Annotated in this window: 26 protein-coding genes and 2 tRNA genes; 18 read left to right on the plus strand and 10 right to left on the minus strand. The window is 58.5% G+C overall.

Annotated elements, in window-relative coordinates:
* Nucleotides 1-50 precede the first annotated feature (50 nt).
* Complete coding sequence (locus ABLV54_RS02625; protein ID WP_023289944.1) at nt 51-1,220, minus strand: MFS transporter; 1,170 nt, start codon at nt 1,218-1,220, stop codon at nt 51-53.
* 167 nt (nt 1,221-1,387) lie between these two features.
* Entirely contained in the window at nt 1,388-1,477 is a 90-nt protein-coding gene (locus ABLV54_RS02630) for a YnhF family membrane protein (protein ID WP_004152976.1), read from the minus strand.
* Nucleotides 1,478-1,772: 295 nt separating this feature from the next.
* Between ABLV54_RS02630 and purR the strand changes: the two genes are divergently transcribed.
* Complete coding sequence (gene purR / locus ABLV54_RS02635) at nt 1,773-2,798, plus strand: HTH-type transcriptional repressor PurR (RefSeq protein WP_004202888.1); 1,026 nt, start codon at nt 1,773-1,775, stop codon at nt 2,796-2,798.
* A gap of 18 nt (nt 2,799-2,816) precedes the next feature.
* Here purR and punR read toward each other — a convergent pair whose 3' ends face one another.
* A complete protein-coding gene (gene punR, locus ABLV54_RS02640) occupies nt 2,817-3,728 on the minus strand; it encodes a DNA-binding transcriptional activator PunR (RefSeq protein WP_004202889.1) in 912 nt (303 codons plus the stop codon).
* A 112-nt stretch (nt 3,729-3,840) separates the two neighbouring features.
* Between punR and punC the strand changes: the two genes are divergently transcribed.
* Together punC and cfa are read left to right on the plus strand one after the other, a co-directional pair.
* The gene (gene punC, locus ABLV54_RS02645; RefSeq protein WP_060589467.1) at nt 3,841-5,022 is read left to right on the plus strand and encodes a purine nucleoside transporter PunC; all 1,182 of its coding nucleotides are present in this window, start codon (nt 3,841-3,843) and stop codon (nt 5,020-5,022) included.
* 294 nt (nt 5,023-5,316) lie between these two features.
* Nucleotides 5,317-6,465 carry a cyclopropane fatty acyl phospholipid synthase gene (gene cfa, locus ABLV54_RS02650; RefSeq protein WP_023289946.1) on the plus strand — a complete coding sequence of 383 codons (1,149 nt, stop codon included), beginning with the start codon at nt 5,317-5,319 and terminating at the stop codon, nt 6,463-6,465.
* Between the two features lie 36 nt (nt 6,466-6,501).
* On the opposite strand, the gene ABLV54_RS02655 is transcribed toward cfa, so the two are convergent.
* Nucleotides 6,502-7,137: a riboflavin synthase gene (locus ABLV54_RS02655; RefSeq protein WP_023289947.1), complete on the minus strand. Its 636-nt coding sequence runs from the start codon at nt 7,135-7,137 to the stop codon at nt 6,502-6,504.
* Nucleotides 7,138-7,366: 229 nt separating this feature from the next.
* Here ABLV54_RS02655 and mdtK point away from each other — a divergent pair, with 229 nt between their 5' ends.
* Together mdtK and asr are read left to right on the plus strand one after the other, a co-directional pair.
* Nucleotides 7,367-8,740, plus strand: coding sequence for an MdtK family multidrug efflux MATE transporter (gene mdtK, locus ABLV54_RS02660; protein WP_226564133.1), 1,374 nt, complete (start codon nt 7,367-7,369; stop codon nt 8,738-8,740).
* A gap of 177 nt (nt 8,741-8,917) precedes the next feature.
* The gene (gene asr / locus ABLV54_RS02665) at nt 8,918-9,325 is read left to right on the plus strand and encodes an acid resistance repetitive basic protein Asr (protein WP_124074002.1); all 408 of its coding nucleotides are present in this window, start codon (nt 8,918-8,920) and stop codon (nt 9,323-9,325) included.
* Nucleotides 9,326-9,464: 139 nt separating this feature from the next.
* Here asr and ABLV54_RS02670 read toward each other — a convergent pair whose 3' ends face one another.
* On the minus strand, nt 9,465-10,043 hold the full coding sequence (locus ABLV54_RS02670) for a TIGR00730 family Rossman fold protein (RefSeq protein ID WP_049013570.1): 579 nt from the start codon (nt 10,041-10,043) through the stop codon (nt 9,465-9,467).
* Between the two features lie 253 nt (nt 10,044-10,296).
* Here ABLV54_RS02670 and ABLV54_RS02675 point away from each other — a divergent pair.
* Nucleotides 10,297-10,373, plus strand: a tRNA-Val gene (locus ABLV54_RS02675).
* Nucleotides 10,374-10,377: 4 nt separating this feature from the next.
* Nucleotides 10,378-10,454: transfer RNA gene (locus ABLV54_RS02680), tRNA-Val, on the plus strand.
* A gap of 121 nt (nt 10,455-10,575) precedes the next feature.
* On the opposite strand, the gene ABLV54_RS02685 is transcribed toward ABLV54_RS02680, so the two are convergent.
* Nucleotides 10,576-11,328 (minus strand): SDR family oxidoreductase, encoded by a 753-nt coding sequence (locus tag ABLV54_RS02685; RefSeq protein WP_226564129.1) that lies wholly within the window; start codon nt 11,326-11,328, stop codon nt 10,576-10,578.
* Between the two features lie 98 nt (nt 11,329-11,426).
* On the opposite strand from ABLV54_RS02685, the gene ABLV54_RS02690 reads away from it, so the two are divergent.
* Nucleotides 11,427-12,353, plus strand: coding sequence for an AraC family transcriptional regulator (locus ABLV54_RS02690; protein WP_226564127.1), 927 nt, complete (start codon nt 11,427-11,429; stop codon nt 12,351-12,353).
* Here ABLV54_RS02690 and ABLV54_RS02695 read toward each other — a convergent pair.
* The gene (locus tag ABLV54_RS02695; RefSeq protein ID WP_023289958.1) at nt 12,350-13,234 is read right to left on the minus strand and encodes a LysR substrate-binding domain-containing protein; all 885 of its coding nucleotides are present in this window, start codon (nt 13,232-13,234) and stop codon (nt 12,350-12,352) included. The two genes, ABLV54_RS02690 and ABLV54_RS02695, sit on opposite strands and share 4 nt — an antisense overlap.
* Before the next feature lie 156 nt (nt 13,235-13,390).
* Between ABLV54_RS02695 and ABLV54_RS02700 the strand changes: the two genes are divergently transcribed.
* Nucleotides 13,391-13,906, plus strand: a complete 516-nt coding sequence (locus tag ABLV54_RS02700; protein ID WP_023289959.1) for a hypothetical protein — start codon at nt 13,391-13,393, stop codon at nt 13,904-13,906.
* A gap of 7 nt (nt 13,907-13,913) precedes the next feature.
* Nucleotides 13,914-14,750: an MBL fold metallo-hydrolase gene (locus ABLV54_RS02705; RefSeq protein ID WP_023289960.1), complete on the plus strand. Its 837-nt coding sequence runs from the start codon at nt 13,914-13,916 to the stop codon at nt 14,748-14,750.
* An 87-nt stretch (nt 14,751-14,837) separates the two neighbouring features.
* Here ABLV54_RS02705 and ABLV54_RS02710 read toward each other — a convergent pair whose 3' ends face one another.
* Nucleotides 14,838-14,987 carry a hypothetical protein gene (locus tag ABLV54_RS02710; RefSeq protein ID WP_023289961.1) on the minus strand — a complete coding sequence of 50 codons (150 nt, stop codon included), beginning with the start codon at nt 14,985-14,987 and terminating at the stop codon, nt 14,838-14,840.
* A gap of 401 nt (nt 14,988-15,388) precedes the next feature.
* Here ABLV54_RS02710 and ABLV54_RS02715 point away from each other — a divergent pair, with 401 nt between their 5' ends.
* The 4 genes from ABLV54_RS02715 (at nt 15,389) to ABLV54_RS02730 (ending at nt 18,048) form a co-directional block, all read left to right on the plus strand.
* Nucleotides 15,389-15,823: a winged helix-turn-helix domain-containing protein gene (locus ABLV54_RS02715; RefSeq protein ID WP_023289962.1), complete on the plus strand. Its 435-nt coding sequence runs from the start codon at nt 15,389-15,391 to the stop codon at nt 15,821-15,823.
* Nucleotides 15,824-15,868: 45 nt separating this feature from the next.
* Nucleotides 15,869-16,585, plus strand: coding sequence for a hypothetical protein (locus tag ABLV54_RS02720; protein ID WP_049014267.1), 717 nt, complete (start codon nt 15,869-15,871; stop codon nt 16,583-16,585).
* Nucleotides 16,586-16,669: 84 nt separating this feature from the next.
* Nucleotides 16,670-16,879, plus strand: a complete 210-nt coding sequence (locus ABLV54_RS02725; RefSeq protein WP_004202908.1) for a YdgH/BhsA/McbA-like domain containing protein — start codon at nt 16,670-16,672, stop codon at nt 16,877-16,879.
* Nucleotides 16,880-17,031: 152 nt separating this feature from the next.
* Complete coding sequence (locus ABLV54_RS02730) at nt 17,032-18,048, plus strand: NAD(P)-dependent alcohol dehydrogenase (protein WP_226563615.1); 1,017 nt, start codon at nt 17,032-17,034, stop codon at nt 18,046-18,048.
* A gap of 47 nt (nt 18,049-18,095) precedes the next feature.
* Here the strand turns inward: ABLV54_RS02730 and ABLV54_RS02735 are convergent, their stop codons facing one another.
* Entirely contained in the window at nt 18,096-18,731 is a 636-nt protein-coding gene (locus ABLV54_RS02735; protein ID WP_023289965.1) for a carbonic anhydrase, read from the minus strand.
* Between the two features lie 249 nt (nt 18,732-18,980).
* Between ABLV54_RS02735 and ABLV54_RS02740 the strand changes: the two genes are divergently transcribed.
* Nucleotides 18,981-19,610 (plus strand): LysE family transporter, encoded by a 630-nt coding sequence (locus ABLV54_RS02740; RefSeq protein ID WP_032453132.1) that lies wholly within the window; start codon nt 18,981-18,983, stop codon nt 19,608-19,610.
* A gap of 3 nt (nt 19,611-19,613) precedes the next feature.
* On the opposite strand, the gene ABLV54_RS02745 is transcribed toward ABLV54_RS02740, so the two are convergent.
* Complete coding sequence (locus ABLV54_RS02745) at nt 19,614-20,384, minus strand: DeoR/GlpR family DNA-binding transcription regulator (protein ID WP_226563617.1); 771 nt, start codon at nt 20,382-20,384, stop codon at nt 19,614-19,616.
* A 90-nt stretch (nt 20,385-20,474) separates the two neighbouring features.
* Here ABLV54_RS02745 and ABLV54_RS02750 point away from each other — a divergent pair, with 90 nt between their 5' ends.
* The 3 genes from ABLV54_RS02750 (at nt 20,475) to ABLV54_RS02760 (ending at nt 23,621) form a co-directional block, all read left to right on the plus strand.
* The gene (locus tag ABLV54_RS02750; protein ID WP_032453134.1) at nt 20,475-20,858 is read left to right on the plus strand and encodes a VOC family protein; all 384 of its coding nucleotides are present in this window, start codon (nt 20,475-20,477) and stop codon (nt 20,856-20,858) included.
* Nucleotides 20,859-20,889: 31 nt separating this feature from the next.
* The gene (locus ABLV54_RS02755; RefSeq protein ID WP_049014265.1) at nt 20,890-21,573 is read left to right on the plus strand and encodes a CatA-like O-acetyltransferase, family 1; all 684 of its coding nucleotides are present in this window, start codon (nt 20,890-20,892) and stop codon (nt 21,571-21,573) included.
* A gap of 344 nt (nt 21,574-21,917) precedes the next feature.
* On the plus strand, nt 21,918-23,621 hold the full coding sequence (locus ABLV54_RS02760) for an ABC transporter substrate-binding protein (RefSeq protein WP_065881484.1): 1,704 nt from the start codon (nt 21,918-21,920) through the stop codon (nt 23,619-23,621).
* Nucleotides 23,622-23,649: the final 28 nt, after the last annotated feature.

Below are 23,649 nucleotides of genomic sequence, written 5' to 3' on the forward strand. Positions count from 1 at the left end.
CGCAGCAGAGTGACCCCTGCTGCGGTTTTTTTTACACCCTTCCCCACCGTTTATGACTGGCTGGCAAAGGCCTCCTCCGGCTGCGCTCGTCCGCTAAACCAGACCAGCAGCAACGCCAGACCGGCAATAATCGCGCCCATTACCGGCACAAACGCATATCCCAGTCCGCCGGAGATCACCGCACCGCCGGCGGCGGCGCCCAGCGCGTTGCCCAGGTTGAACGCCCCGATATTCACCGAAGAAGAGAGACCCGGCGCCTCATGCGCCACGCGCATCACTCGCATCTGCAGCGGCGGCACTACCGCAAAGGTGGCTGCGCCCCAGACGATCATACTGATGGCCGCCCCCGCCTGGGATTGCGCCAGCAGCGGTATCGCCAGCATGATCGCCATCAGCAGCAGCAGAAAGCCTTTCAGCGTGCGGGAGACCGACCGGTCGGCGAATTTGCCGCCCAGATAGTTGCCCAGCGAAAAACCAACTCCAATCAGCACCAGCATCGCGGTGATAAACAGCGATGAAGCATGGGTCAGCGAATTCAGTACCGGCGAAATGTAGGTATACAGCGTAAACATCGCCCCGGCGCCCAGCACGGTGGTCAGTAAGGCAGAAAGCACCTGCGGCCGTAACAGGACCGAAAGCTCTTGTTTGACATCCGGCCGTTCGCCCGCGCTGCCCTTCGGCAGGGAGAACCACAGGCTCACCATCGCCAGCAGGCCTAACCCCGCGGTGGCGAGGAAGGACATCCGCCAGCCGATGGTTTCTCCAAGCCAGGTCGCGGCAGGCACGCCGCCGATATTAGCGATGGTGAGGCCCATAAACATGGTGGCCACCGCGCTGGCCTGCTTGTGCTTGGGCACCACGCTGGCCGCCACCACCGACCCCAGGCCAAAAAAGGCGCCGTGGTTGAGGCTGGTAATAATGCGCGACAGCAGCAGCGTGGTGTAATCCGGCGCAATGGATGACAGCAGGTTGCCGACGGTGAAGATCCCCATCAGAAAAATCAGCGCATTGCGTCGGGCGCGATGGGACAGCAGCAGGGTCATCAGCGGCGCGCCGACCATGACGCCGATGGCATACGCACTGATCAGCATTCCCGCTACCGGTATCGAGACGTCCACGCCCTTGGCAATCACCGGCAGCAATCCCATCGGGGAGAACTCGGTAGTCCCAATGCCAAAGGCGCCGATCGCCAGCGCGAGTAAAGGAAAGTTGATTTTCATTCAATGACTCCATCAGACCGTCAGGGAGGACGGCGTAACATCAGAAGCCAAAAGCATGACATCAATCACAAAAAAACAAAAGTGAACGAAATGACAAAAGATTTTTGCAGAATTGATAATAATGGCGGGATACGGGGAGGAAGCCGCGCTCCTCCCTCATCGGAACATTAGTGCAGTATGGCGGTCAGGCTGAATGCGACGATCACGCCGAGGGCAATAATCGTGGTGATCAGCGAAAACTTTAAATTGGTATCCATCATTTTTCCCTCTTGTTATCCCCACACCAAAAGTGAGCTTGCTCATTTTTGCACAAAAAATCGCAAAAATCTTCCGGGATTTAGGGCGATGCACATTTTTGCTCTTCCACTTTGCCCCAAGATCGGACAAAATCCCACGCTAATTTAAAAGCGTATCGGCCATTGACCCCTTCCTGTCGTTCTGTGTCGTTTTCCCGACGTGATGCAATGTTGAAAATTGTATTCAGGGTGTGTGTAGGCAAACGTTTACGTATCGATGATCAGGCGATCAGGTCAAGGCATGGAGTGAGATGTAATGGCAACTATTAAAGATGTAGCGAAGCGCGCAAACGTTTCCACTACAACTGTATCACATGTAATTAACAAAACCCGTTTCGTTGCCGAAGAGACGCGCAATGCGGTATGGGCGGCGATTAAAGAGCTGCACTACTCGCCGAGCGCCGTGGCCCGCAGCCTGAAAGTCAATCATACAAAATCGATTGGCCTGCTGGCGACCAGTAGCGAAGCCGCCTATTTCGCTGAAATCATTGAGTCCGTTGAAAAGAGCTGCTTCCAGAAGGGCTACACCCTGATCCTCGGCAACGCCTGGAACGACCCGGAAAAACAGCGGGCCTATCTGTCGATGATGGCGCAAAAACGCGTCGACGGTCTGCTGGTGATGTGTTCCGAATACCCTGATTCCGTCCTGAGCATGCTGGAAGAGTATCGCCATATTCCGATGGTGGTGATGGACTGGGGCGAAGCAAAAGCCGACTTTACCGATGCGGTAATCGATAACGCCTTCCAGGGCGGGTATATCGCCGGACGTTACCTGATTGAACGCGGTCACCGCGAAATCGGCGTGATCCCGGGCCCGCTGGAGCGCAACACCGGCGCGGGGCGACTGGCCGGCTTCATGCAGGCGATGAAAGAGGCGCATATCAGCGTGCCGGAAAACTGGATTGTACAGGGCGACTTCGAGCCGGAGTCCGGCTACCGCGCCATGCAGCAGATCCTGAGCCAACAACACCGTCCAACGGCGGTCTTCTGCGGCGGCGACATTATGGCGATGGGCGCTATCTGCGCCGCGGATGAAATGGGGCTGCGCGTGCCGCAGGACATTTCGCTGATCGGTTATGATAATGTGCGCAACGCCCGCTATTTCAGCCCGGCGTTAACCACCATTCATCAGCCGAAGGATTCGCTGGGCGAAGCCGCGTTCAATATGCTGTTGGATCGTATCGTCAACAAGCGCGAAGAGTCGCAGTCTATTGAAGTGCACCCTCGGCTGGTCGAACGCCGCTCGGTGGCGGATGGCCCGTTTGTCGACTATCGTCGCTAAAGCACTGGCGGGCGCGGATCACTCCGGCGCCCGCAGCCACTCCCTATTCAGCGTGTCGCTGTCCCCCAGGTAGTCCAGCATCCAGTTTAACGCCGGTGAAGCATCATTCTGCTGCCAGGTCAGACAGCAGGCCGCATCCGGAAACGGATTTTCCAGCGCCAGCGCGGTCCACTCGCCGCGATCCACCCATGGCCGGGCGAAATGGCTTGGCACCATGCCGACGCAGAGCCCTGCCGACAGACAGGTTGCCGACGATTCCCAGTCGGGGACCACCACCCTCTTCTGGTTATCCAGCAGCCACGTTGTCCGTTTGGGCAACGAACGCGAGGTATCTTCCCGCACCAGCGACGGCCAGTTGCGCAGGACATCGTCGCTCAGCGGCCCCGCCATCTTCGCCAGCGGGTGATCGCTCGCCACCACGCAGTCCCAGCTCAGCATCCCCATATCGCGGAACGCATAGCGGCCCCCAACCGGAATAGAGCGCGTTGCGCCAATCGCCAGCTCCACGCGGCCGTCGGCCAGCGCATCCCATACCCCATTGAACACTTCCTGAAAAACGATCAGCTCGACGTCGGGAAAATGGCGATAGAAATCCACGATCATCTGGCGCATCCGCGCGGGTTTCACGATATCGTCCACCGCGATCGACAACTGCCCGCGCCAGCCGTTGGCAATTTGCTGGCACTGCTGGCGGGTGATCTGCATTTTTTTGATAACAGAGCGCCCTTCCTGTAAAAACCAGACCCCGGCGGGGGTCAGCTCCACATCACGATGACGGCGCTCAAACAGCGGGACGGCCAGCCACTCTTCGAGCTGACGCACGGTATAGCTGACGGCGGAAGGCACCCGATGGAGCTCCTGCGCCGCCGCGCTAAAGCTGCCGTTACGGGCAACGGCATCAACCACTTCCAGAGAGTATTCAGACCACATTTTCTGCCTGCAAAATTTTTGAATGCATGTGACAAATATTAGCGTTTCACAAGCCACAATGCACTCCCTACACTCTGCGGCATCGTACCTGTACTCCAAAAATGAGAACGTTATGTCACAACCTGGGAAAGGATTTTTAGTCTGGCTGGCCGGCCTGAGCGTGCTGGGCTTTCTGGCCACCGATATGTACCTGCCGGCATTTGCCGCCATGCAGCAGGATCTCGACACCTCCGCCGCATCCATTAGCGCCAGCCTGAGCCTGTTCCTCGCCGGCTTCGCGCTGGGCCAGCTCTTCTGGGGGCCGCTCTCAGACCGCTACGGGCGCAAACCGGTGCTGCTGAGCGGCCTGGCGATTTTCGCGGTAGGCTGCCTGGGAATGCTGTGGGTGCAAAACGCCACGCTGATGCTGGCGCTGCGTTTTCTGCAGGCGATTGGCGTCTGCGCCGCGGCGGTCACCTGGCAGGCGATGGTGACCGATTTCTATCCCGCCCAGCGCACCAACCGCATCTTCGCCACTATTATGCCGCTGGTAGGACTGTCCCCTGCGCTGGCTCCGCTGCTGGGCAGCTGGCTGCTGGTGCACTTCGAGTGGCAAGCCATCTTCGCCACCTTGTTTGCCATCACTCTGCTGCTGATGCTGCCTGCCCTGCGCCTGAAGGCCGCCGCTAAGTCGGCCACAGTGGCTGAAAAGAAAATCACTTTTCTCGCGCTGCTGCGCTCCCGGGAATACAGCGGCAACGTCCTGATCTACGCCGCCTGTTCCGCCAGCTTCTTCGCCTGGCTTACCGGTTCGCCGTTTATCCTTCATGAGATGGGCTACGGCCCGACCGCCATCGGCCTGAGCTATATCCCGCAGACCATCGCTTTTCTGGTGGGCGGCTATGGCTGTCGCGCGCTGCTGCAAAAATGGTCCGGACAACAGATGCTCCCGTGGCTGCTGGTGGTCTTCGCCGTCAGCGTCGCCGCCACCTGGCTGGTGGGTCTGCAAACGCATGCCTCGCTGGTGGCGTTAATGATCCCGTTCTGCCTGATGGCGGTGGTCAACGGCGGGATCTACCCCATCGTGGTCGCTCAGGCGCTGAAGCCTTTCCCGCAGGCAACCGGCCGCGCGGCGGCGCTGCAGAACACCCTCCAGCTTGGCCTGTGCTTCCTGACCAGCCTGCTAGTCTCCGCGCTGATCGCCACGCCGCTGCTGACCACCACCAGCGTGATGCTGGTCTCTATTTTGTTAGCCGGAGTGGGTTATCGCCTGCAGCAGACGCCAGCGCTGGCGGCCCACTCTTCCCACGCCTGACGCCCGTCGCCAGAGCCCGGACCAGTGGTTAGCACGCTAAGATATTTTTATTGAAAGCCAGTACTTAGCGTCCTATACTGGATCCGGGTTCACATAAATAAAAAATATTTAACAGATTAACGGATGCAGGATGCCTCCGTTTCACCATGGAAGGCCTTTCGGCAAGGGTTATCTCCCTTCCTCTGTTCTACGTCGGATAGCGACTTCACGGATTATCCGTGAGATTTCTCACAAAGCCAAAAAAGCGTCTACGCTGTTTTAAGGTTCTGATCACTTGGGCGTGATGGAGAAGCTATGAGTTCATCGTGTATAGAAGAAGTAAGTGTACCAAATGATGACTGGTACCGGATTGCAGCTGAATTGTTGGGCCGTGCGGGAATTGAAATCAATGGCTCCGCGCCGTCAGACCTGCGGATTAAAAACCCTCTTTTTTTTAAACGCGTATTGCAGGAGGGGTCGCTGGGTTTAGGCGAAAGCTATATGGACGGCTGGTGGGACTGCGAGCGTCTGGATATATTCTTCCATAAAGTGCTCCGCGCCGGGCTGGAAAAACAACTCCCTCACCATTTCAAAGACACACTCCGCATCGCAGGCGCTCGCCTGTTTAACCTGCAAAGTAAAAAACGCGCCTGGATCGTCGGCAAAGAGCACTATGACCTCGGCAACGATCTTTTCAGCCGGATGCTGGATCCCTACATGCAATATTCCTGCGGGTACTGGAAAGAGGCGCAGACCCTCGAAGCCGCGCAGCAGGATAAGCTGGATCTCATCTGCCGTAAGCTGGAGCTCGAGCCAGGCATGCGAGTGCTGGATATCGGCTGCGGCTGGGGCGGTCTTGCCGAATATATGGCGCGGAATTACCAGGTGAGCGTTGTCGGCGTGACCATCTCCGCCGAACAGCAAAAGATGGCCCAGGCGCGCTGCGATGGCCTTGACGTGGATATTCGTCTTCAGGATTATCGCGATCTGCACGACAGCTTCGACCGCATCGTCTCCGTCGGCATGTTCGAACACGTGGGTCCCAAAAATTACGCCACCTACTTTGAGGTCGCCGATCGTAATTTGAAACCCAACGGCCGCTTCTTACTGCACACCATCGGTTCCAAAGTCACCGACCATAACGTTGACCCGTGGATCAATAAATATATCTTCCCCAACGGCTGCCTGCCCTCGGTACGGCAGATCGCCGATGCCAGCGAGAAGCACTTTGTGATGGAAGACTGGCACAACTTCGGCGCCGATTATGACACCACCCTGATGGCCTGGTATGAGCGTTTCCTCGCCAGCTGGCCGGAAATTGCCGATAACTATTCTGAGCGTTTCAAACGCATGTTCAGTTATTACCTGAACGCCTGCGCCGGCGCCTTCCGCGCCCGCGACATTCAGCTCTGGCAGGTGGTGTTCTCGCGCGGGATTGAACACGGACTGCGCGTCGCCCGTTAAAAAACACGCCCCCGCTCACCGGCGGGGGATTTTTTGTCAGGCTTCACTGACCTTAGCCGCGACCTCTTTCGCCGCCAGCACGCGTTCAACCGTATCGACAACCGCCTGGGTTTGCGGGTCGATCTCGATATTGACGCGGTCGCCCAGCTTCTTCGCCCCCAGCGTGGTCCGCTGCAGCGTCTCCGGAATAAGATGCACGCAGAATCGGGTTGCCGTCACCTCGCCTACCGTCAGGCTGATGCCATCGATACCGATGAATCCTTTATAAAGGATATATTTCATCAGCGTCGGATCCTGTACTTTAAACCAGATCTGACGGTTATTTTCGGAAGTGAGGATCTTCACGATTTCCGCCGTGGTCATAATATGGCCGGACATCAAATGCCCGCCGATTTCATCACTGAATTTCGCCGCCCGCTCGACATTGACTTCATCCCCGACCTGAATATCGCCGAGGTTGGTAATCCGCAGCGTCTCTTTCATCAGATCGAAGCTGATGCGCGCGCCGTTGATGTCGGTCACCGTCAGGCAGCAGCCGTTGTTGGCTACCGATGCCCCGGTTTCGAGCCCCTCCAGCATATGCGCCGGCAGCTCCACCACGTGGGTGCGAAAATTGGGTTTATCATCAATGGAGACCACTTTCGCGGTTCCCTGAACAATACCAGTAAACATGTTTGGCTCCTGTTGAAAATCATGACGGTATCATTACCGTTTTCGCTATCGGGAACAATAACAGGAGGGCTGAGCGGTTGCCAGCGCGCTTCGTGCCTCGACTCTTTTTTCACTGGCTTAATGGCTAATCCTCGCTACAATAGACTGGAATTTCCTCATTTTTATCCCCTTGCTGCCAGTTACGGCGGCTTTTTTAGTCTCAAAAAAACAACAATACAAAGGTGTTCACGTGCAGAAGTATTTCATTGAAGCGCGTCAGTTATTAGCTCTGGCTATACCCGTCATTCTTGCGCAAGTGGCGCAGACGGCGATGGGTTTTGTCGATACCGTGATGGCGGGCGGCTACAGCGCCACCGATATGGCCGCGGTGGCCATCGGGACCTCCATCTGGCTACCGGCCATTCTCTTCGGCCACGGGCTGCTGCTGGCGCTGACCCCGGTAGTGGCGCAGCTCAATGGCTCCGGGCGGCGGGAGCGTATCGCGCAGCAGGTGCGTCAGGGCTTCTGGCTGGCGGGGCTGGTCTCGGTGCTGATCATGATCGTGCTGTGGAATGCCGGGTATATCATCAGCTCCATGCACAACATCGATCCGCTGCTGGCGGAGAAAGCGGTTGGCTATCTGCGCGCGCTGCTGTGGGGAGCGCCGGGCTACCTGTTCTTCCAGGTCGCCCGTAACCAGTGTGAAGGGCTGGCGAAAACCAAGCCCGGGATGGTCATGGGCTTTATCGGTTTACTGGTCAACATTCCGGTGAACTACATCTTTATCTATGGCCATTTTGGCATGCCGGAGCTGGGCGGCGTCGGCTGCGGTGTGGCGACGGCCTCCGTTTACTGGGTGATGTTCGCCAGCATGCTGTGGTGGGTGCGCCGGGCGCGTTCGATGCGCGATATCCGCTGCGTCGAGGGCTTCAGCGGCCCCGATTTCGCCGTTCTGCTGCGGTTGGTGCAGCTGGGGCTGCCCATCGCCCTGGCGCTGTTCTTCGAAGTGACCCTGTTTGCCGTCGTCGCGCTGCTGGTCTCTCCGCTCGGGATCATTGACGTCGCCGGCCACCAGATTGCGCTGAACTTCAGCTCGCTGATGTTCGTTCTGCCGCTGTCGCTGGCGGCCGCGGTCACCATTCGCGTCGGCTTCCGCCTCGGCCAGGGCTCAACGATCGATGCCCAGGTTTCCGCCCGCACGGGCGTGGGCGTGGGCGTCTGTCTGGCGGTGTTTACCGCTATCTTTACCGTGCTGATGCGTAAGCAGATTGCCCTGCTGTATAACGATAACCCTGAGGTGGTGATGCTGGCCTCTCATCTGATGCTGCTGGCGGCGGTCTACCAGATCTCCGACTCCATTCAGGTGATCGGCAGCGGTATCCTGCGTGGCTATAAAGATACGCGGTCTATCTTTTTTATCACCTTTACCGCGTACTGGGTGCTGGGTTTGCCCAGCGGCTACCTGCTGGCGCTGACCGACGTGATTGTCCCCCGCATGGGACCCGCCGGCTTCTGGTGCGGATTTATCATCGGCCTGACCTCCGCCGCCATTATGATGATGCTGCGGATGCGTTTTCTGCAGCGCCAGCCCTCCAGCACTATCTTACAGCGCGCCGCGCGCTAACCCTGCCAAAGCCCGCCACCCCGGCGGGCTTTTTCTTTCTTCAATTTTGTTCCGGCGTTGTACATTCCGTTACTCCCCGACACCAAAGACTCACTGATGAGCGCCCCGGAGATGCATATAGTGTGGCCAACAGCCCCGCAGTGGGGTTACTCAGGAAACCAATTCGAGGATTTCAGCATGAAAAAAGTATTAGCTCTGGTTGTTGCCGCTGCTATGGGTCTGTCATCTGTTGCTTTCGCCGCCGATGCCGCGACCACCACCCCGGCTGCCGCAGCCAACCACACCACCGTTCATCACAAGAAACACCATAAAGCGGCGGCGAAACCGGCAGCCGAACAGAAAGCCCAGGCAGCGAAGAAACACCATAAAGCCGCAGCGAAACCGGCAGTAGCGCAGAAAGCCCAGGCGGCGAAGAAGCACCATAAAGCCGCAGCAAAACCGGCTGTAGCGCAGAAAGCCCAGGCGGCGAAGAAACACCATAAAGCCGCGGCGAAACCGGCAGCCGCGCAGAAAGCCCAGGCGGCGAAGAAGCACCACAAAGCGGCGCACCACGCAGCCAAACCGGCGGTACAACCGGCGGCATAACGGTCAGAGCGTTAAGGTGATAAACCGGCGCTGAATAGCGCCGGTTTTTTTCAGGAGGACATCATGCTGCAACGCTATCGCTTCGAATTGCTGTTGGTTCTGCTCATCGTCTGCGCGCTGTTTACCCTTCGCTTGATGTTTAAATAGCGGGCTGCTGAACCCATTTACGCGCCGGCGGCGTATAGTCGCGAAAACCGGCGATAATCTCCTCTGCCGAGGCAGCAAACGGCAGCATCTCCGCGTAGCGCGGGTGCATAAACCCTTCCCGCACCATGTTATTGACCATCGCCTGCAGCGGATCGTAATACCCTTTAATATTCAGAAATGCGCACGGCTTTTCATGGATGCCCAGCTGCGCCCAGGTCCACTGTTCGAAAATTTCTTCCAGCGTCCCCGCTCCGCCCGGCAGAGCAATAAAGCCGTCGGCCAGCGCCGCCATTTTGGTTTTCCGTTCGTGCATATCCTCAACCACATGCAGCTCCGTCAATCCGCGATGGGCAATTTCCCGCTCCACCAGGCCGCGCGGCATCACGCCAATCACCACGCCCCCGGCCTCAAGCGCCGCATCGGCAACCGCCCCCATCAAGCCAACTTTGCCGCCGCCATAGACAACAGCCAGGCCCTGCTGCGCCAGCGTGTGGCCAACCCGTCGGGCAGTGTCGAGATACAGCGGATGTTCGCCAGCAGAAGAACCGCAGAAAATACCTATCGATTTCATCTTCGTTATTACTCCTCTCTTCTGGTGGGCGATAATTTAACACAACGGCAACCTTTGTGCGCAGGTTGAGACCCGCGGAGAAAAGAGAGGCGAGGCGCCTGCTGGCGAAGAAATATCCTTGTGGTTCAGTAAAGTATCGCCGGAATGGGTAAAAGATCCGCAATCGCAAGCAATGTACAAGAAAAGTGACGTTTACCTCTTGCCACATCCCCTGCCTGCCGCTAATATGCGTCCCCGTTGTCACCACAACATTGCGTTCGTAGCTCAGTTGGTTAGAGCACCACCTTGACATGGTGGGGGTCGTTGGTTCGAGTCCAATTAAACGCACCATAATGCGTCTGTAGCTCAGTTGGTTAGAGCACCACCTTGACATGGTGGGGGTCGATGGTTCGAGTCCATTCAGACGCACCAATCTTGTTTCTTATCATTCCCTCTCAACATTACCCTGCAGCATCTTGACCGGAAAACGCACGCCTTCTGCGCTTCCCGCCTGAACGTTATTGAACCCTGCCAGCGACAAAGCTAAAGCCGATTATTCGCGACTCCGACTGGCCTGCGCCATCGCCAGGGCATCTTCCCCTGCCGGCAGCCGCGAAGGGGCATCAGGATCGTTCACCATTCGCCAGACGGCCTGAGCCACATCGACAGCCCGCGTCACGCTGGCGTTTTCCTGGATGCTGTCGAGGATCTGCTGGCCGAGCGCCGCATAGCTCTCCGGGAGCTGGCCCATCGTTCGACGCGCGTTTTCCCCGAAGCGGGTTTGGGGATCGCGTCCCGGCAGGATCACCCCGACGCGAATATTGAAGGGCCGCAGCTCCAGCGCCAGGGACGCCGTGAAGGCGTTCACCGCCGCCTTACTCGCGGTATAGACCGCCAGCAGGGGCATCGGCGGTAGGGTGACCGCCGAGGTGATATTCACGATCGTCCCGCTACGGCGCGCTCTGAACCGGGGAAGTACCGCCTGGGTCATGGCGATAGTCCCAAGAGTATTGGTGGCAAACAGGTTCGCTATCGCCTCGTGCGATGCCCCCTCCAGGGCGTTTAGCATCCCCACTCCGGCGTTATTGACCAGAACGTCAATCTCTCCGGCCTCGGCAATCGCCTCGGCGATACTCTGCGCTGAGGTGACGTCAAGGCGCACCAGCCGCAGACGGTCGCTGGCTGGCAACAGATCCTCTCGCAGAACCCGCATCGTGGCGATAACCTTCCAGCCCTGTTCAAGAAAATAACGCGCCGTCTCCAGGCCAAAACCCGATGAACAGCCGGTGATCATAATCGTTTGCATCTCTCTGTCTCCGATTGGCTTCTTCCTTTTCATCATAGACAGCCCGCTCCGGACGATATAGGGTCAATAATCCATCATTCTTTAGCAGGAGTCCGGAAATGAGCGACCCGCTGGCGGAAATCATTGCGATGCTAAATCTCAGAGCGGTGCTGACCAAAACCATTGAGGGGGCGGGAGAATGGCGCGTCATTCGCTCGGACCAAGGCATGTCGTTCTATGGCGTGGTGCTGGAAGGAGGCTGTCGGCTGGAAATAGACCAGCATCCGCCGCAGACCCTGCGCGCCGGGGATTTTATGCTGATCCCGGCGGCGTACCGCTTCGCGCTTACCAGCCTGACCCCGCCGCCTTCACCGGCGCTGGAGACCACCCCGGTGAAACTGGCGGAGGAACACTTTCGCCTGGGAGCCCTCGACCAGCCGGCGGAGATGCTGGCGCTGATTGGCCACTGCGCTGCCGATTCGGATAACGCCAGCCTGCTGACCTCGCTGCTGCCCGCCCTGGTGGTGGTTCGCGACCAGCCGCGGCTGGCCACCTTTGTCGGACTGCTGAAAGAGGAAGCCCAGGCGGATCGCGCAGGTAAATCTTTCGTTCTGGCGCGGATGGTTGAGCTGCTGTTTATCGAGGCCATCCGCTCCTGCGAAACACTCGCCACCCCAGGCCTGGTGCGCGGCCTGAGCGACCCGCGGATCGCCCAGGCAATCCGTCTGCTGCATGAGGCCCCCGCCAGACGCTGGACCGTCAACGCCCTGGCCGCCGACTGCGCGCTGTCTCGCTCGACGTTGTTTGAACGCTTTACCGGCCTGACCGGAATGACCCCGATGGGCTATCTGTTGAGCTGGCGCATGACCCTGGCGATGCGGTGGCTGGGAGAGCCGGGCATCAGCATGGCGGATATCGCCGAGCGCCTCGGCTATGGCTCGGCCAGCGCGTTCAGCGTGGCTTTTACCCGCTATGCCGGGACATCGCCAGGCAAATATGCCCGCCTGCGGGCGGCGCAGCGTACGCCCGGGCCCGCCTTAAGCTAACCTGCCGCAATCGTCGTCTGCAGCCAGCGCTCAAACGCTTGCAGCGCAGGCTCCCCCTCGCCGCCGCCGGGTTTGATCAGGCAGAAGCGCTTGGCCAGCGTCGGGGAGCCCGGCCACGGGGCGACCAGCGTCCCGTTACGCAGCTCGCTCTCCACATACATCTTCGGCACCAGGGCCACGCCCTGCTGGCTGAGTACCGCAGCGATCGCCATCTCATGCAGATCATAGCGCGGCCCCTGCGCCGGGTTATCCAGCGCCAGACCACACTCCCGGGCATAGTGCAGCCAGGCATCCGGATTTTGCCGCCGATGAATGCGCGGCAGCCGATTCAGCAGCCCCGGGAGATCGTTATCCGTCAGCAGCGCAGCATGACAGACCGGCAGCAGATACTCCGCAAACAAAAACGTCACATCCATTCCGGTCCACGCCGGGTGATCAAAATGGATAGCCGCATCAAATCCGCTGCCCGGCAGAATGAAGGGGTCGCTGCGAGCGGCGATATTGACCACGATATGCGGATGCTGCGCCGTGAACTGCCCGAGGCGGGGGATGAGCCAGCGGCTGGCGAAGGTGGGGAGCACGGCGATCTCCAGACTGCGGCCATCGGCCGGCATCCCGCTGACGTCTAGGGTTTCCCGCTCCAGCCTGCTGAGGATCTCGCGGACCTGTCTGGCATAGCGGGCGCCGGCCGGATTGAGCCGTACCCGGCTCCCGATTCTGTCGAATAGTTTGCTGTCGAGGAGCGCTTCCAGACGGGCGATCTGCCGGCTGATGGCCCCTTCCGTTAACGCGAGCTCCGCCGCCGCGCGGGCAAAGTTGCCGTGGCGGGCGGCGGCCTCAAAGGCCAGTAGCGCAGCGCTGCTGGGAATTTTACGACGCATAGCCAATGCTCCTTGTGCGGGCTGACTGAAAGTCAGTGACAGAATATCACTGAGTCTTGAATAAACATCGTTTTTCAGCGCCATTTTCGCCAGATAGGATGAAGGAAACTCACTGAAGCGCCTTATGCGCTGAATCATCTGTCTCTCGAGGTCACTATGCTCTATGTCGTCGAATGCGCCTACACCGACCCGCAAAGCGAAGCGGCGTGGAATACCTTTTACAATCTGGAAAAATTACCGGCGCTGGTCTCGGTGCCCGGTTTTCATGCCTCGCAGCGCTTCTGCGCGCTCAGCGAGGGCTGCCCTCGCTACCTGGCGCTACACGATATCCGCGATGCCGCCGTCATCGACAGCGACGCCTATCGCCGCAACGGCGGCGGTCATTTTGCCCGCTGGCAATCGGCGATCGCCGACTGGCATCGCCACCTCTATCTCACAACTAACGCGCTGCGGGAGGTTGCTCCGGACGAGGTGCTGCTGCTGAGCGATACCGCGGAAGCCCTGCCCGTCGCTGCGCCGGTCGTCCTGCAGCCCGGCGGTCTGGCCACCCGGCATACCCGCTATGCCGCCATCGTCCCGCGTGACGACCTGCATCACCACGCCGCCACGGCCGCCGTCTTTGTCTATCAGCCCATTACCGCCCGGTTGCGTCACCCGGCGGAGCAAGCGTGAGGTCAACATGACACCAGCTCCCTTTTATTCCCTGACAGCAGGCGACCTGACGATAAGCGCCATCAGTGATGGCCAGATGACGGCGCCGCTGACGTTACTGGCGGGGATTGCCCCTGAAGAGGCGGCGCGTCTGCAGCGCCAGGCCGGAGTAATCTCGCCGGAAACCATCGAGATCGGCGCTTACCTGATCCGCGGACGCGGGCACACGGTGCTGGTGGATACCGGCACCGGCGGGGCCAACGGCGTCGGCGGCGCGCTTATCGCCAATCTGGCGCTGCTCGGCGTCCGCCCTGAGGACATTGACACCATCCTCCTCACCCACGCGCACCCGGACCATATCGGCGGCCTGCTGACCGCCGCCGGTACACCGGCTTATCCCAACGCCACGGTGTTCCTGCCCTCGCGGGAAAGCGCTTACTGGCTGGCGCCGTCGACACTGGACAACGCCAGCGAGCGTGGACAACGCAACGTGCTGCTCGTCCGGCGCGTAATGGCGATCTGCGCGACGCAAATTCGTGCTATCGATGAAAATGAGCGGATCGCCGGGATCCGACCATGTCCCCTGCCCGGCCATACGCCGGGGCATACCGGATATCGCCTCGAGGCGGGCGGAACGTCGCTGCTGATCTGGGGGGATATCGTCCACTTTCCCTCGATCCAGAGCGCCCGGCCAGAGGCATCGGTGGCCTTTGACGTCGATCCTGACCAGGCGCGGCGTACACGGGAAAGTCTCCTGCGCCAGGCCGCCAGCGAGCGGTGGCTCGTCGGCGGTATGCATCTTGGCCTGCCGGGATTCGCCAGCGTGGAGAATACCGCCTCAGGCTACTGCCTGCGCCCGGTGTGACCTTCGCGCAGAACACCGATCACAGCAAAACCCCGGTCGTGGCATTAACGCAACCGGGGCGTGGTGTCCGGGGAAGTGGATTAGCCGTTAACCGCGGCGCTTCCAGCCTTTTTTACTTTTGCAGCTGGCGGTGGTGGCGACCCAGGGGTGACGCAGCTGGGTCAACTGAAGATCCTGAGAGGCCGGGCTGGCGGCCCAGCGTTTGTTGCACAGAGGCTTACGAGTTGCAATGACCATAAAAACGCTCCTGAAAAGTAATGAACAGTTCCCTGGGTAATTCCATAAGTTCAGAATCAGCTTATCATCACTTAAACGTTGTTATTTCAATCTTTGTTTTGCTATGTAAATGGTGATTGCCACCTGAAAGGCATAAAATTGATCTATATCAAGGTAAATGCAATTTTTTGTTTCCACCACCTACATTTTCAACCGTTTAACTTCGCACACCTCTTGATTAAGACTTTTCCTATACCACATAATCCAACAGAAGTGAGCGATTTTATCAGATTTTTATTCTAGTTATGTATGCGAATGTGGTTAATTGTTTTGATTATTCTAGCTCATAAAATTCACTTGGTCAGACCGCCGCAGGCGGGTACTCTGCACCGGCAATACGGGGATTTGTCAGGGAGTGGTGGATGACTACAGGCTATAAACTACTTGGCTATAAGTTAGCGGATAATATTTTCTACTGCCTGCATCATCGGGAAATTATCGCGTTACGTGGGACGCGAACGCAAGTTCAGCTGCGCAGCACCATGGCGTGTTTACTGGAGTATTTGCTGGCACATGGCAGAGAACGTCTGGTCAGTGATGAAGAGTTAATGATTAACGTCTGGGAGAAAAATAATCTCCGTCCGTCCGCGCAGCGATTATGGCAGGTCATTCAGACCTTAAAATCTCGCTTAAACCAGGCGGGGGTTGAAAGCGTGTTAATTATCCGCGTTAAGTGCGCAGGGTATTATATTAATCCTGCTTGCGTAGCCGAAATTTATTCCTTCAAACCGCCGGGCATGATGAATTATATAAACACCTCGCCTGCTGATATGAATAAACTTCTGGTTCGCAGCTAATCTCCTTCCCGCGCCGTTTAGATCGCTTGTAACAGGGTTTATTCTTTGAATATTTTAATTCACAGCAATAATATTTATTTTAATATCGGCCTCGCCCAGTGTTTCAGAGATATTCAGGAAACCTTGCCCGGTCTGAACATTATTCATTCACTGCCGCTCAGCCATCTGCCCGATCCGGCCGGGCTGGATGTGATTATTTTAGCGCTGGAAAACTATCACGATTATCAGGCCGCTGCTGAATTAGCCCAGCGCTATCCCGGCCTGGTGGTCGGATTTACCTCCGCCAACAACGTCAAACGCGGACGTGCCTTTTACGCGGATACCCTCCTGTGGGTCAGCCAGCGGGAAAGCGTTCAGGAGATCCGCCGCCTTCTGCTCCGTCTGGCAGATCGCAGCCGCCCTTTCGCGCCGCGCCATCAGCGTCAGAGTCGCTCCTCCCGGCTGCGAGCCCCACTCAATGACCTGGAGATGCAGATGATCCGTGGCGTGGTCGGCGGACAGTCGATTAATCAGATGGCAGACACGCTGGGCGTCAATCGCAAGCGGGTTTACAACGGACTGGAGCGGATCAAAAGTAATTTTCGCCTCGTCAGCCATACCCATTTTCATCATTTTATGACCGCGGAGGCCACGTTTAGCCGCCTCTGCGCCGATCTGAGTTGCTATAGACCAGGGGTACGGCCAGCCCGGCAACGACGTGCTGCATCGCGACCGGCCGAAAATCATTCATATTATTTGAATGAGTTTCGCAAATTGTTTTGATTTAAACCGCCAGGCGTTGCGCGTATTCTTTATCACATCAGGGCGACAAGCCCTATATCAGACACCAGATTAAGGAATATGACCATGAAATCCATCAAAACTTTCGTTGCTGTTGCTGCACTGTCGCTGTTCTCTTCCGTCAGCTTCGCCCAGAGCGTCAGCGCCACCGCTTCCACCCTGGACCGTGCAGAAGCCAAAATCGCCGCCCAGGCCGCTGAGCAGGGTGCGTCCTATAAAATCACCAGCGCCCAGTTTAATAATCGCGTTCATATGACGGCTGAGCTGAGCAAATAATCTCTTCCCTCTTTCGCGATTAAAAAAGCGCCGTCAAAAACGGCGCTTTTTTTTCGCCTCTTTCTCCGGGCAGTGATTTCCTGACCGACGCGCTATGGCGTTCAGCCGATGACGGGCCAATACTTAGCGCATCCCCTGGAAAAGAGAGCCCCATGATGAAAGCCTGGATCGTCAACAAACCCGGTTCGCTGGATAATCTGCAGCTTGTCGATCTTGCCGACCCCGGCGCGCCGGCGGCAGGCGAGATCCGCGTAGCGCTACACGCCACCGCCCTGAACTATCACGATTTGCTGGTAGCGACGGGGGTGATTCCCACTGCCGATCGGCGGATCCTGATGGCGGACGGCGCGGGGGTGGTCGAAGCGGTTGGCGCCGGGGTCAGCGAGTTTCAGCCAGGCGATCGGGTGGTCGCTGGCTTTTTCCCGCAGTGGCTGGATGGCCGTCCGGGCCCGCAGGTGAAGGACTTCAGCCAGACGCCGGGCGACGGCGCCGAGGGGTTCGCCTGCCAGTATGTGGTCAGACCGGCCAGTCATTTTACCCATGCGCCTGACGGATGGCGCTTCAGGGAGGCGGCGACGATCACCACCTCCGGCCTCACCGCCTGGCGCGCGCTGGTGGTGGAGGGGCGGCTAAAAGCGGGCGATACGGTGCTGACGCTCGGCACCGGCGGCGTGTCGATAACCGCCCTGCAGCTGGCGAAAAGCATGGGCGCGCAGGTCATCGTCACCTCCTCATCCGATGAAAAGCTCGCCCGCGCGCGCGCCCTGGGGGCTGACCATCTCATCAATTACCGCACCACCCCGGCCTGGGGCGCTACGGTGCAGGACATCACCGGTCATCGCGGGGCCGATATTATCCTGGAGCTCGGCGGACCGGGCACCCTGGGCCAGTCGTTCGAGGCCGTCAGTGTTGGCGGACACATCGCGCTGATCGGCGTCCTGACTGGCTTCGAAGGTCATGTGCCCACCCATTTGCTGATGAGTAAACAGGCCCGACTGCAGGGGCTGGTGGTGGGTCATCGCCGGCAACAACAGGACTACGTCAACGCGCTGAACCTGCAGGCGTCGCGGCCGGTCATCGATAAAGTGTTTGATTTTGCGGCCTTACCAGACGCCTTCCGCTATCTGCAAAGCGGCGCCCATTTCGGCAAAATTTGCGTGGAGTGGTAGTGGTGAGGAGATGAGTTGAACAGGGCCTCCATGCCCTGGGAACGGCTTTATTCGAAAAAGACGTCCGGATTTTCCGACAGCGAAACAAAGGATTTGGTGTTTTTATCCAGCGCCTGAATCTCGCCGCTTTCAATGTCATAGAACCAGCCGTGCAGGCGCAGGGTCTGGTCGCGCAGACCGACCGCCACCGACGGGTGGGTTTTGATGTTGTTCAGCTGAGCGATGACGTTTTCCTGCACCATGCCGTTGACCTTATCGGTTTCGCTGGCCCAGGTTTTCTTTTCCACCACCGCTTTCGCAGCATCAGCGTAGCGCAGCCAGTGAGACACCGCCGGCATCGGCTCCAGGCACTGGCAGGTGGCGATCGCTTTCATCGCCCCGCAGTTAGAGTGGCCGCAGATTACGATATCCGTCACGCCCAGCGCAACCACGGCATACTCAATGGTCGCAGATACACCGCCCGGCTCCGGCCCGAAAGACGGCACGATATTCCCGGCATTACGAATAACAAAGAGCTGTCCCGGCTCCTGCTGGGTAACCAGTTCCGGCACCAGACGGCTGTCAGAGCAGGAGATGAAAAGCGCTTTGGGATTCTGGCTGGAGGCCAGGCTGCGGAAGAGCTCTTTACGCTGGGGGAAGATCTCTTTCTGGAAGTTGAGGAAGCCCTCAATGATATGTTGCATAGCAGTGTCTCTTCTCTGTAGTTATTACGGTATGACAAAGATCACAGTTATTCAGTTTACCATCGCTGACAGGAATGGGAATCGTTATTCAAACAGTTGCGCAGAAAACGCGCGCCGCGGATGCCCGTTCAGCCTCGCCTTTTCCACAGGGTTTTCACGTGCTTTCCTGAGCCAGTTTGTTACTCTGTTTGCTCGTACCGTCCCCACGTTGCCGACCGCCTGCCGGCGGCGGACATACCAGGAGTTGCTATGTTCTTATCCAGCCTGATGGCCCTTGCCGCGGTGCTGATCATGGGGGTGATCAGTCCCGGCCCGAGCTTTATTTTTGTCGCGCGCAATGCGGTCGCCCGCTCGCGCCTGCACGGTCTGGTGACCGCCCTGGGCACCGGCGCCGGCGCCGCCATTTTTTCTATTATGGCGATGCTGGGCCTGCAGAAGGTGCTCACCGCGGTGCCGGAGCTGTTTATTGGCTTGAAAGTAGCGGGCGGGCTCTACCTGCTATGGTTGGGCTATAAGATTTTCCGCGGTTCGGCGCAGCCGATGGATTTTTCCGCCAGCGGCATGGACGGCAACCGTTCGTTGCTGAAGACTTTCCGCGACGGGCTGTATACTCAGTTGAGCAATCCCAAAACCGCGCTGGTGTTTGCCTCGATTTTTACCGCCGTGCTGCCGGCGCAGATCCCCACCGCCTTCTATTACATCGTGCCGCTGATGAGTTTCCTGATTGACGTCAGCTGGTATTCGCTGGTGGCGCTGGTGCTCTCCGCTGATCGTCCGCGTCGGGTCTACCTGCGGCTGAAGCGGCGAATCGATATCGCCACCGCGACGGTGCTGGGGGCGCTGGGACTGCGGCTTATCGCCACCTCCCTCACCCGCTAGCGGCTACACGGTATGGATGCAAATATCGTGTTGCTGAAAGGCAACGCGATATTCGCGACTGATGTTCTCCTCCACCACCAGCACATCGATATCGCTGCTCGCGGCCACCACGAATCGCGCCACCGCCGGAATTTTATCCGAGGTCAGGCCGATGATAATTTCGCTGCACTGCTTAATCACCGCTTTCTTAAACTCGCAGTCGGCATAGTCAAAGCCGGTCAGGCCCGACTCTGGCGCCATGGCGCAGCCGCCGATAAACCCCTGGTCGAATAACATTCCCTGCACCTGAGCCACCGCCGCGGCCCCAACGCAGCCCCCGCTCGCCCGCTGCACCTGGCCGCCGAGCATCACCACCTCGTAGAGCGGCTTTTTCACCAGTACCGCGGCGATCTCCGGAGAGTTCGTTACCACAGTCAGCGCCAGCTCGGCGGGCAGCGCCTCGGCCATCGCCAGATTGGTGGTGCCGGTATCAATGAAAAGGATGCCGCCGGGTTTCACCAGCCGGGCGCACTGCTGCGCGATCCTGAGTTTTGTTGCTCGGTTTTTATCTTTCCGTTCACTGTAATCTCCCGCTTCCGGCAGGCTCAACACCGCCCCGCCGTAGACTTTTTTACAGACACCTTCGCGGCTAAGCTCATGCAGATCGCGGCGGATGGTGTGCTCAGACACCTGAAGACGCGCCGCCAGCTCCGCACACACCACCCTGCCGTTTTCCTGCAGGATCTGGCAAATCAGCGCTTGTCGCTGTTGAGGAAAAGCAGCATAATCGAGCAAAGAAACTCCTTAAATCATCATAAACGAGCAACAGCAAGCATGATCGTCTGCCCTGCCGTGATTGTCAATGTTCCTGCCCGGAGGTTTACCATGAAAATTGCCCATTTCGCCCTGTGGACCCAACGGCTTGAGGCTCAGGCCCGCTTCTGGGTCGAGTTCTTTGCCGCCAGCATCAATGAAAAATACCTCAGCCAGACCAATCCCGGCTTTGCCTCCTATTTTGTCACCATCGACGACGAGGTGGTGATCGAGCTGATGACCAAGCCTGGCCTGCAGCAGGCCAGCGCCGATAATAACCATACCGGCTGGGCGCACCTGGCCCTCTCGGTGGGCGGCGCAGAACAGGTCGATGCCCTTGCCCAGCGCGCCGGCGCGGCGGGAATACTGGTTTCACCGCCGCGCACCACCGGCGACGGCTATTATGAGGCGGTGATCGCCGATCCCGATGGCAACCTGATTGAAATCGTCGCATAGTCAGCAGACCGCCAGCCATAAGGAGGCATCCATGGCACATTACCGGATCATCGACACCGCGGCCTGGCCCCGCCGGGACCATTTCACCTTTTACCGACAATTTGCCAACCCCAGCTTTAATCTCTGCGTTCCGATAGAGGCGCAGCGCCTGTACGAATGTGCGAAGGACCGTCGGGTCTCGTTTTTTCAGCTCGCGCTCTATGCCCTGCTGCGCGCGGCCAACGGGGTCCCGCAGCTCCGACAGCGCATGCGCAATGGCGAGGTGATTGAATATGACAGTCTGGCGGTCATGACGCCGGTGATGACCGTCGAGGAGGGCTTCCGCCAGGTATGGTGCGACAACGCCCCCGAGTTCACCACCTTCAGCGCCGCGGCAACGCCAAAGATCGTCGCGGCAAGAGAGACATCGCCTGCGCCGCTCATCGTCGATGGCGAACATTTTATCTGCGCCAGCTGTCTGCCGTGGCTCCACTTCACCTCGATGACCCATGCGGAATACGCAGTGGGCGCCGCGGTTCCGGCGCTCACCTGGGGGAAACTGCAGAACGGCGTGATCCCGGTGGCCGGGCGATTTAACCATGCCTTCGTCGACGGTCTCCATGCCAGCCGCTTTTATGCCCTCATCGAAGGGGGGTTTCGCGACCCCGAGCGGCTCTGGCAGCCGCTAGCCGCAACCGCCCCCTCACTGCTTCCCCCTGCGGCGAAGGAGCGTTAACGTCCGCCCGGAACCGACCGTCACGGTGCCTTACGCCGTACACGGCGGTCGGTACGGGTCCACTCTCATCGTTCTCGCCCATCCGGCGGAAACCGCGCAGGTGTGACGCCTGTTCAGAACCTCGCGATGGAAAGGCAGGGTCGCGGACAGCATGCTGGCCCACTCTCATCGGGCAGCGGAAACCACTGCTTCATAGCCAAAGAATGGGATTATATTGCCGAACCTTTGCTAAGGATAATTGGTTATAAATCATAGCGTTTCAGTGTTAGACAGGGCGAAGTGCGCCTCTTATCTTTCGTCATGAATTGTAAATCACCACGCAATCACTTGATGAGGTAGCACTTTTGTCCAGATTACAACAAGGATTAAAAACCAGAAAAACCCGCTTTGCCCTGGCGCTAAAAGTGGCCCTGCTCGGCGGCGTGGTAGCATTTTCTTCTGCCGTCTTTGCTGAGGGTCTCCTGAAAGAAGGCATCACCCCGGCCGCCGACGCCAGTCAGATCCCGGCCAGCGCTAAGTTGCGCAAAGACACGGTAGTGGCCGGGATCTCCGAGCCGCAGGGAATCTTCAACCCCTACTTTTTCGTCAACGGCTGGGATGAAAACGTCACTAACGTCATTTTTTCACGCCTGATCGACTGGGACAGCCAGGGCAAGCTGGTCCCGGGGCTGGCGGAGAGCTGGACGGTCAGCCCGGACAATAAAGTCTATACCATCAAATTGCGCCCTGGCCTGACCTTCAGCGACGGTTCACCGCTGACGGCGGAAGATGTCGCCTTTACCCTGACGGTCCTGCTCGACCCCAAATATGATGGCGATACCGACATCACTCTGGCCAATATCGCCGGCGGCGCAGAATACAAAGCCGGCAAGGCTGACCGCGTCAGCGGTCTGAAAGTCATCGACCCGCTCACGCTGCAGGTGACCACCACCCAGCCAGGCGCCACCACCCTGGCCAAAATTGGCGGGCCGGTGTTGTCGAAAGCCTGGTACGGCAAAGGATATCAGCGGGGAAATCTCGACTATCTGCGCTCACTGCACGGCAAGCCGCTGGGCAACGGCCCTTACGTGTACGATACCTATATTCCCGGTCAGGAAATTCGCTTCCATGCCAATAGCCACTTTTACCGTGGGACGCCGCCAACGCCGCGTTTTATCTATCGCGTAACCAATCCGTCGACCAACTTCCAGCTGTTCCAGACCGGGGAGACCGACTACGACGCCTTTACCTCACGTCCTGACGATATCGAACAGCTGAAGATGCTCGGCTTCGCCAACATTAACCTTTACGGCTCCAGCGACTACAGCCAGGTGGAATTCAACGTTCATCGCCCGGCGCTGCAGGATAAGCGGGTGCGCCAGGCGCTGATTTACGGCCTGGACCGGCAAAAGCTGATCGACGTGGTCTATCAGGGGTACGGCAAAGTCGCCATCGAGCCGATCGCTCCTATCTCCTGGGCCTTTAACGCAGAAGGCGTCAATCCTTACCCTTACGATCCGGCGCAGGCGAAAAAGCTGCTCGATGAGGCCGGCTGGAAAGCTGGCGCTGACGGTATCCGCGTCAAAGAGGGCCAGCGTCTGGAGCTGACCCTGCTGGTGAGCAAGAAGGTGCTCAACGATGCGTTGATCCCCATCGCCAAAGAGAACTGGCGGCAGATCGGCGTGCTGCTTAAGCCGCAGGTGGTGGATTTCAACGCCCTGATGGCGCAGCGCAAAGCCGGAAATTACGATCTGGCCTCGTTCAGCACCAGCACCCTCAACGACCCGCACGATGGGGTATGGGATTTCTACAGCAGCGAAGCGAAAGCGTCCGGCTACCACAACGCGGAGGTCGATAAGCTGATTAACGCCGGCAACGCGGTGCTCGACATCGAACAGCGCAAGCCGATCTATCACCAGCTGTACAAAGTGCTGGCCGACGATCCGCCGGTGATCCTGCTCGGCTATCGCAATATTCTTTCCGCCAGCAGCGCCCGCGTCACCGGCTTTAAACCGGATATCTACAACGGCCTGACCGGCAGCCTGCCGGATGTGAAAATCGTCAAGTAAATCCCCTGGCCGCCGGGTTAACCGGCGG

Origin of the sequence: Klebsiella sp. JB_Kp042 (assembly GCF_040065275.1) — a bacterium.
GTDB classification, from domain to species: Bacteria; Pseudomonadota; Gammaproteobacteria; order Enterobacterales; family Enterobacteriaceae; genus Klebsiella; species Klebsiella quasipneumoniae.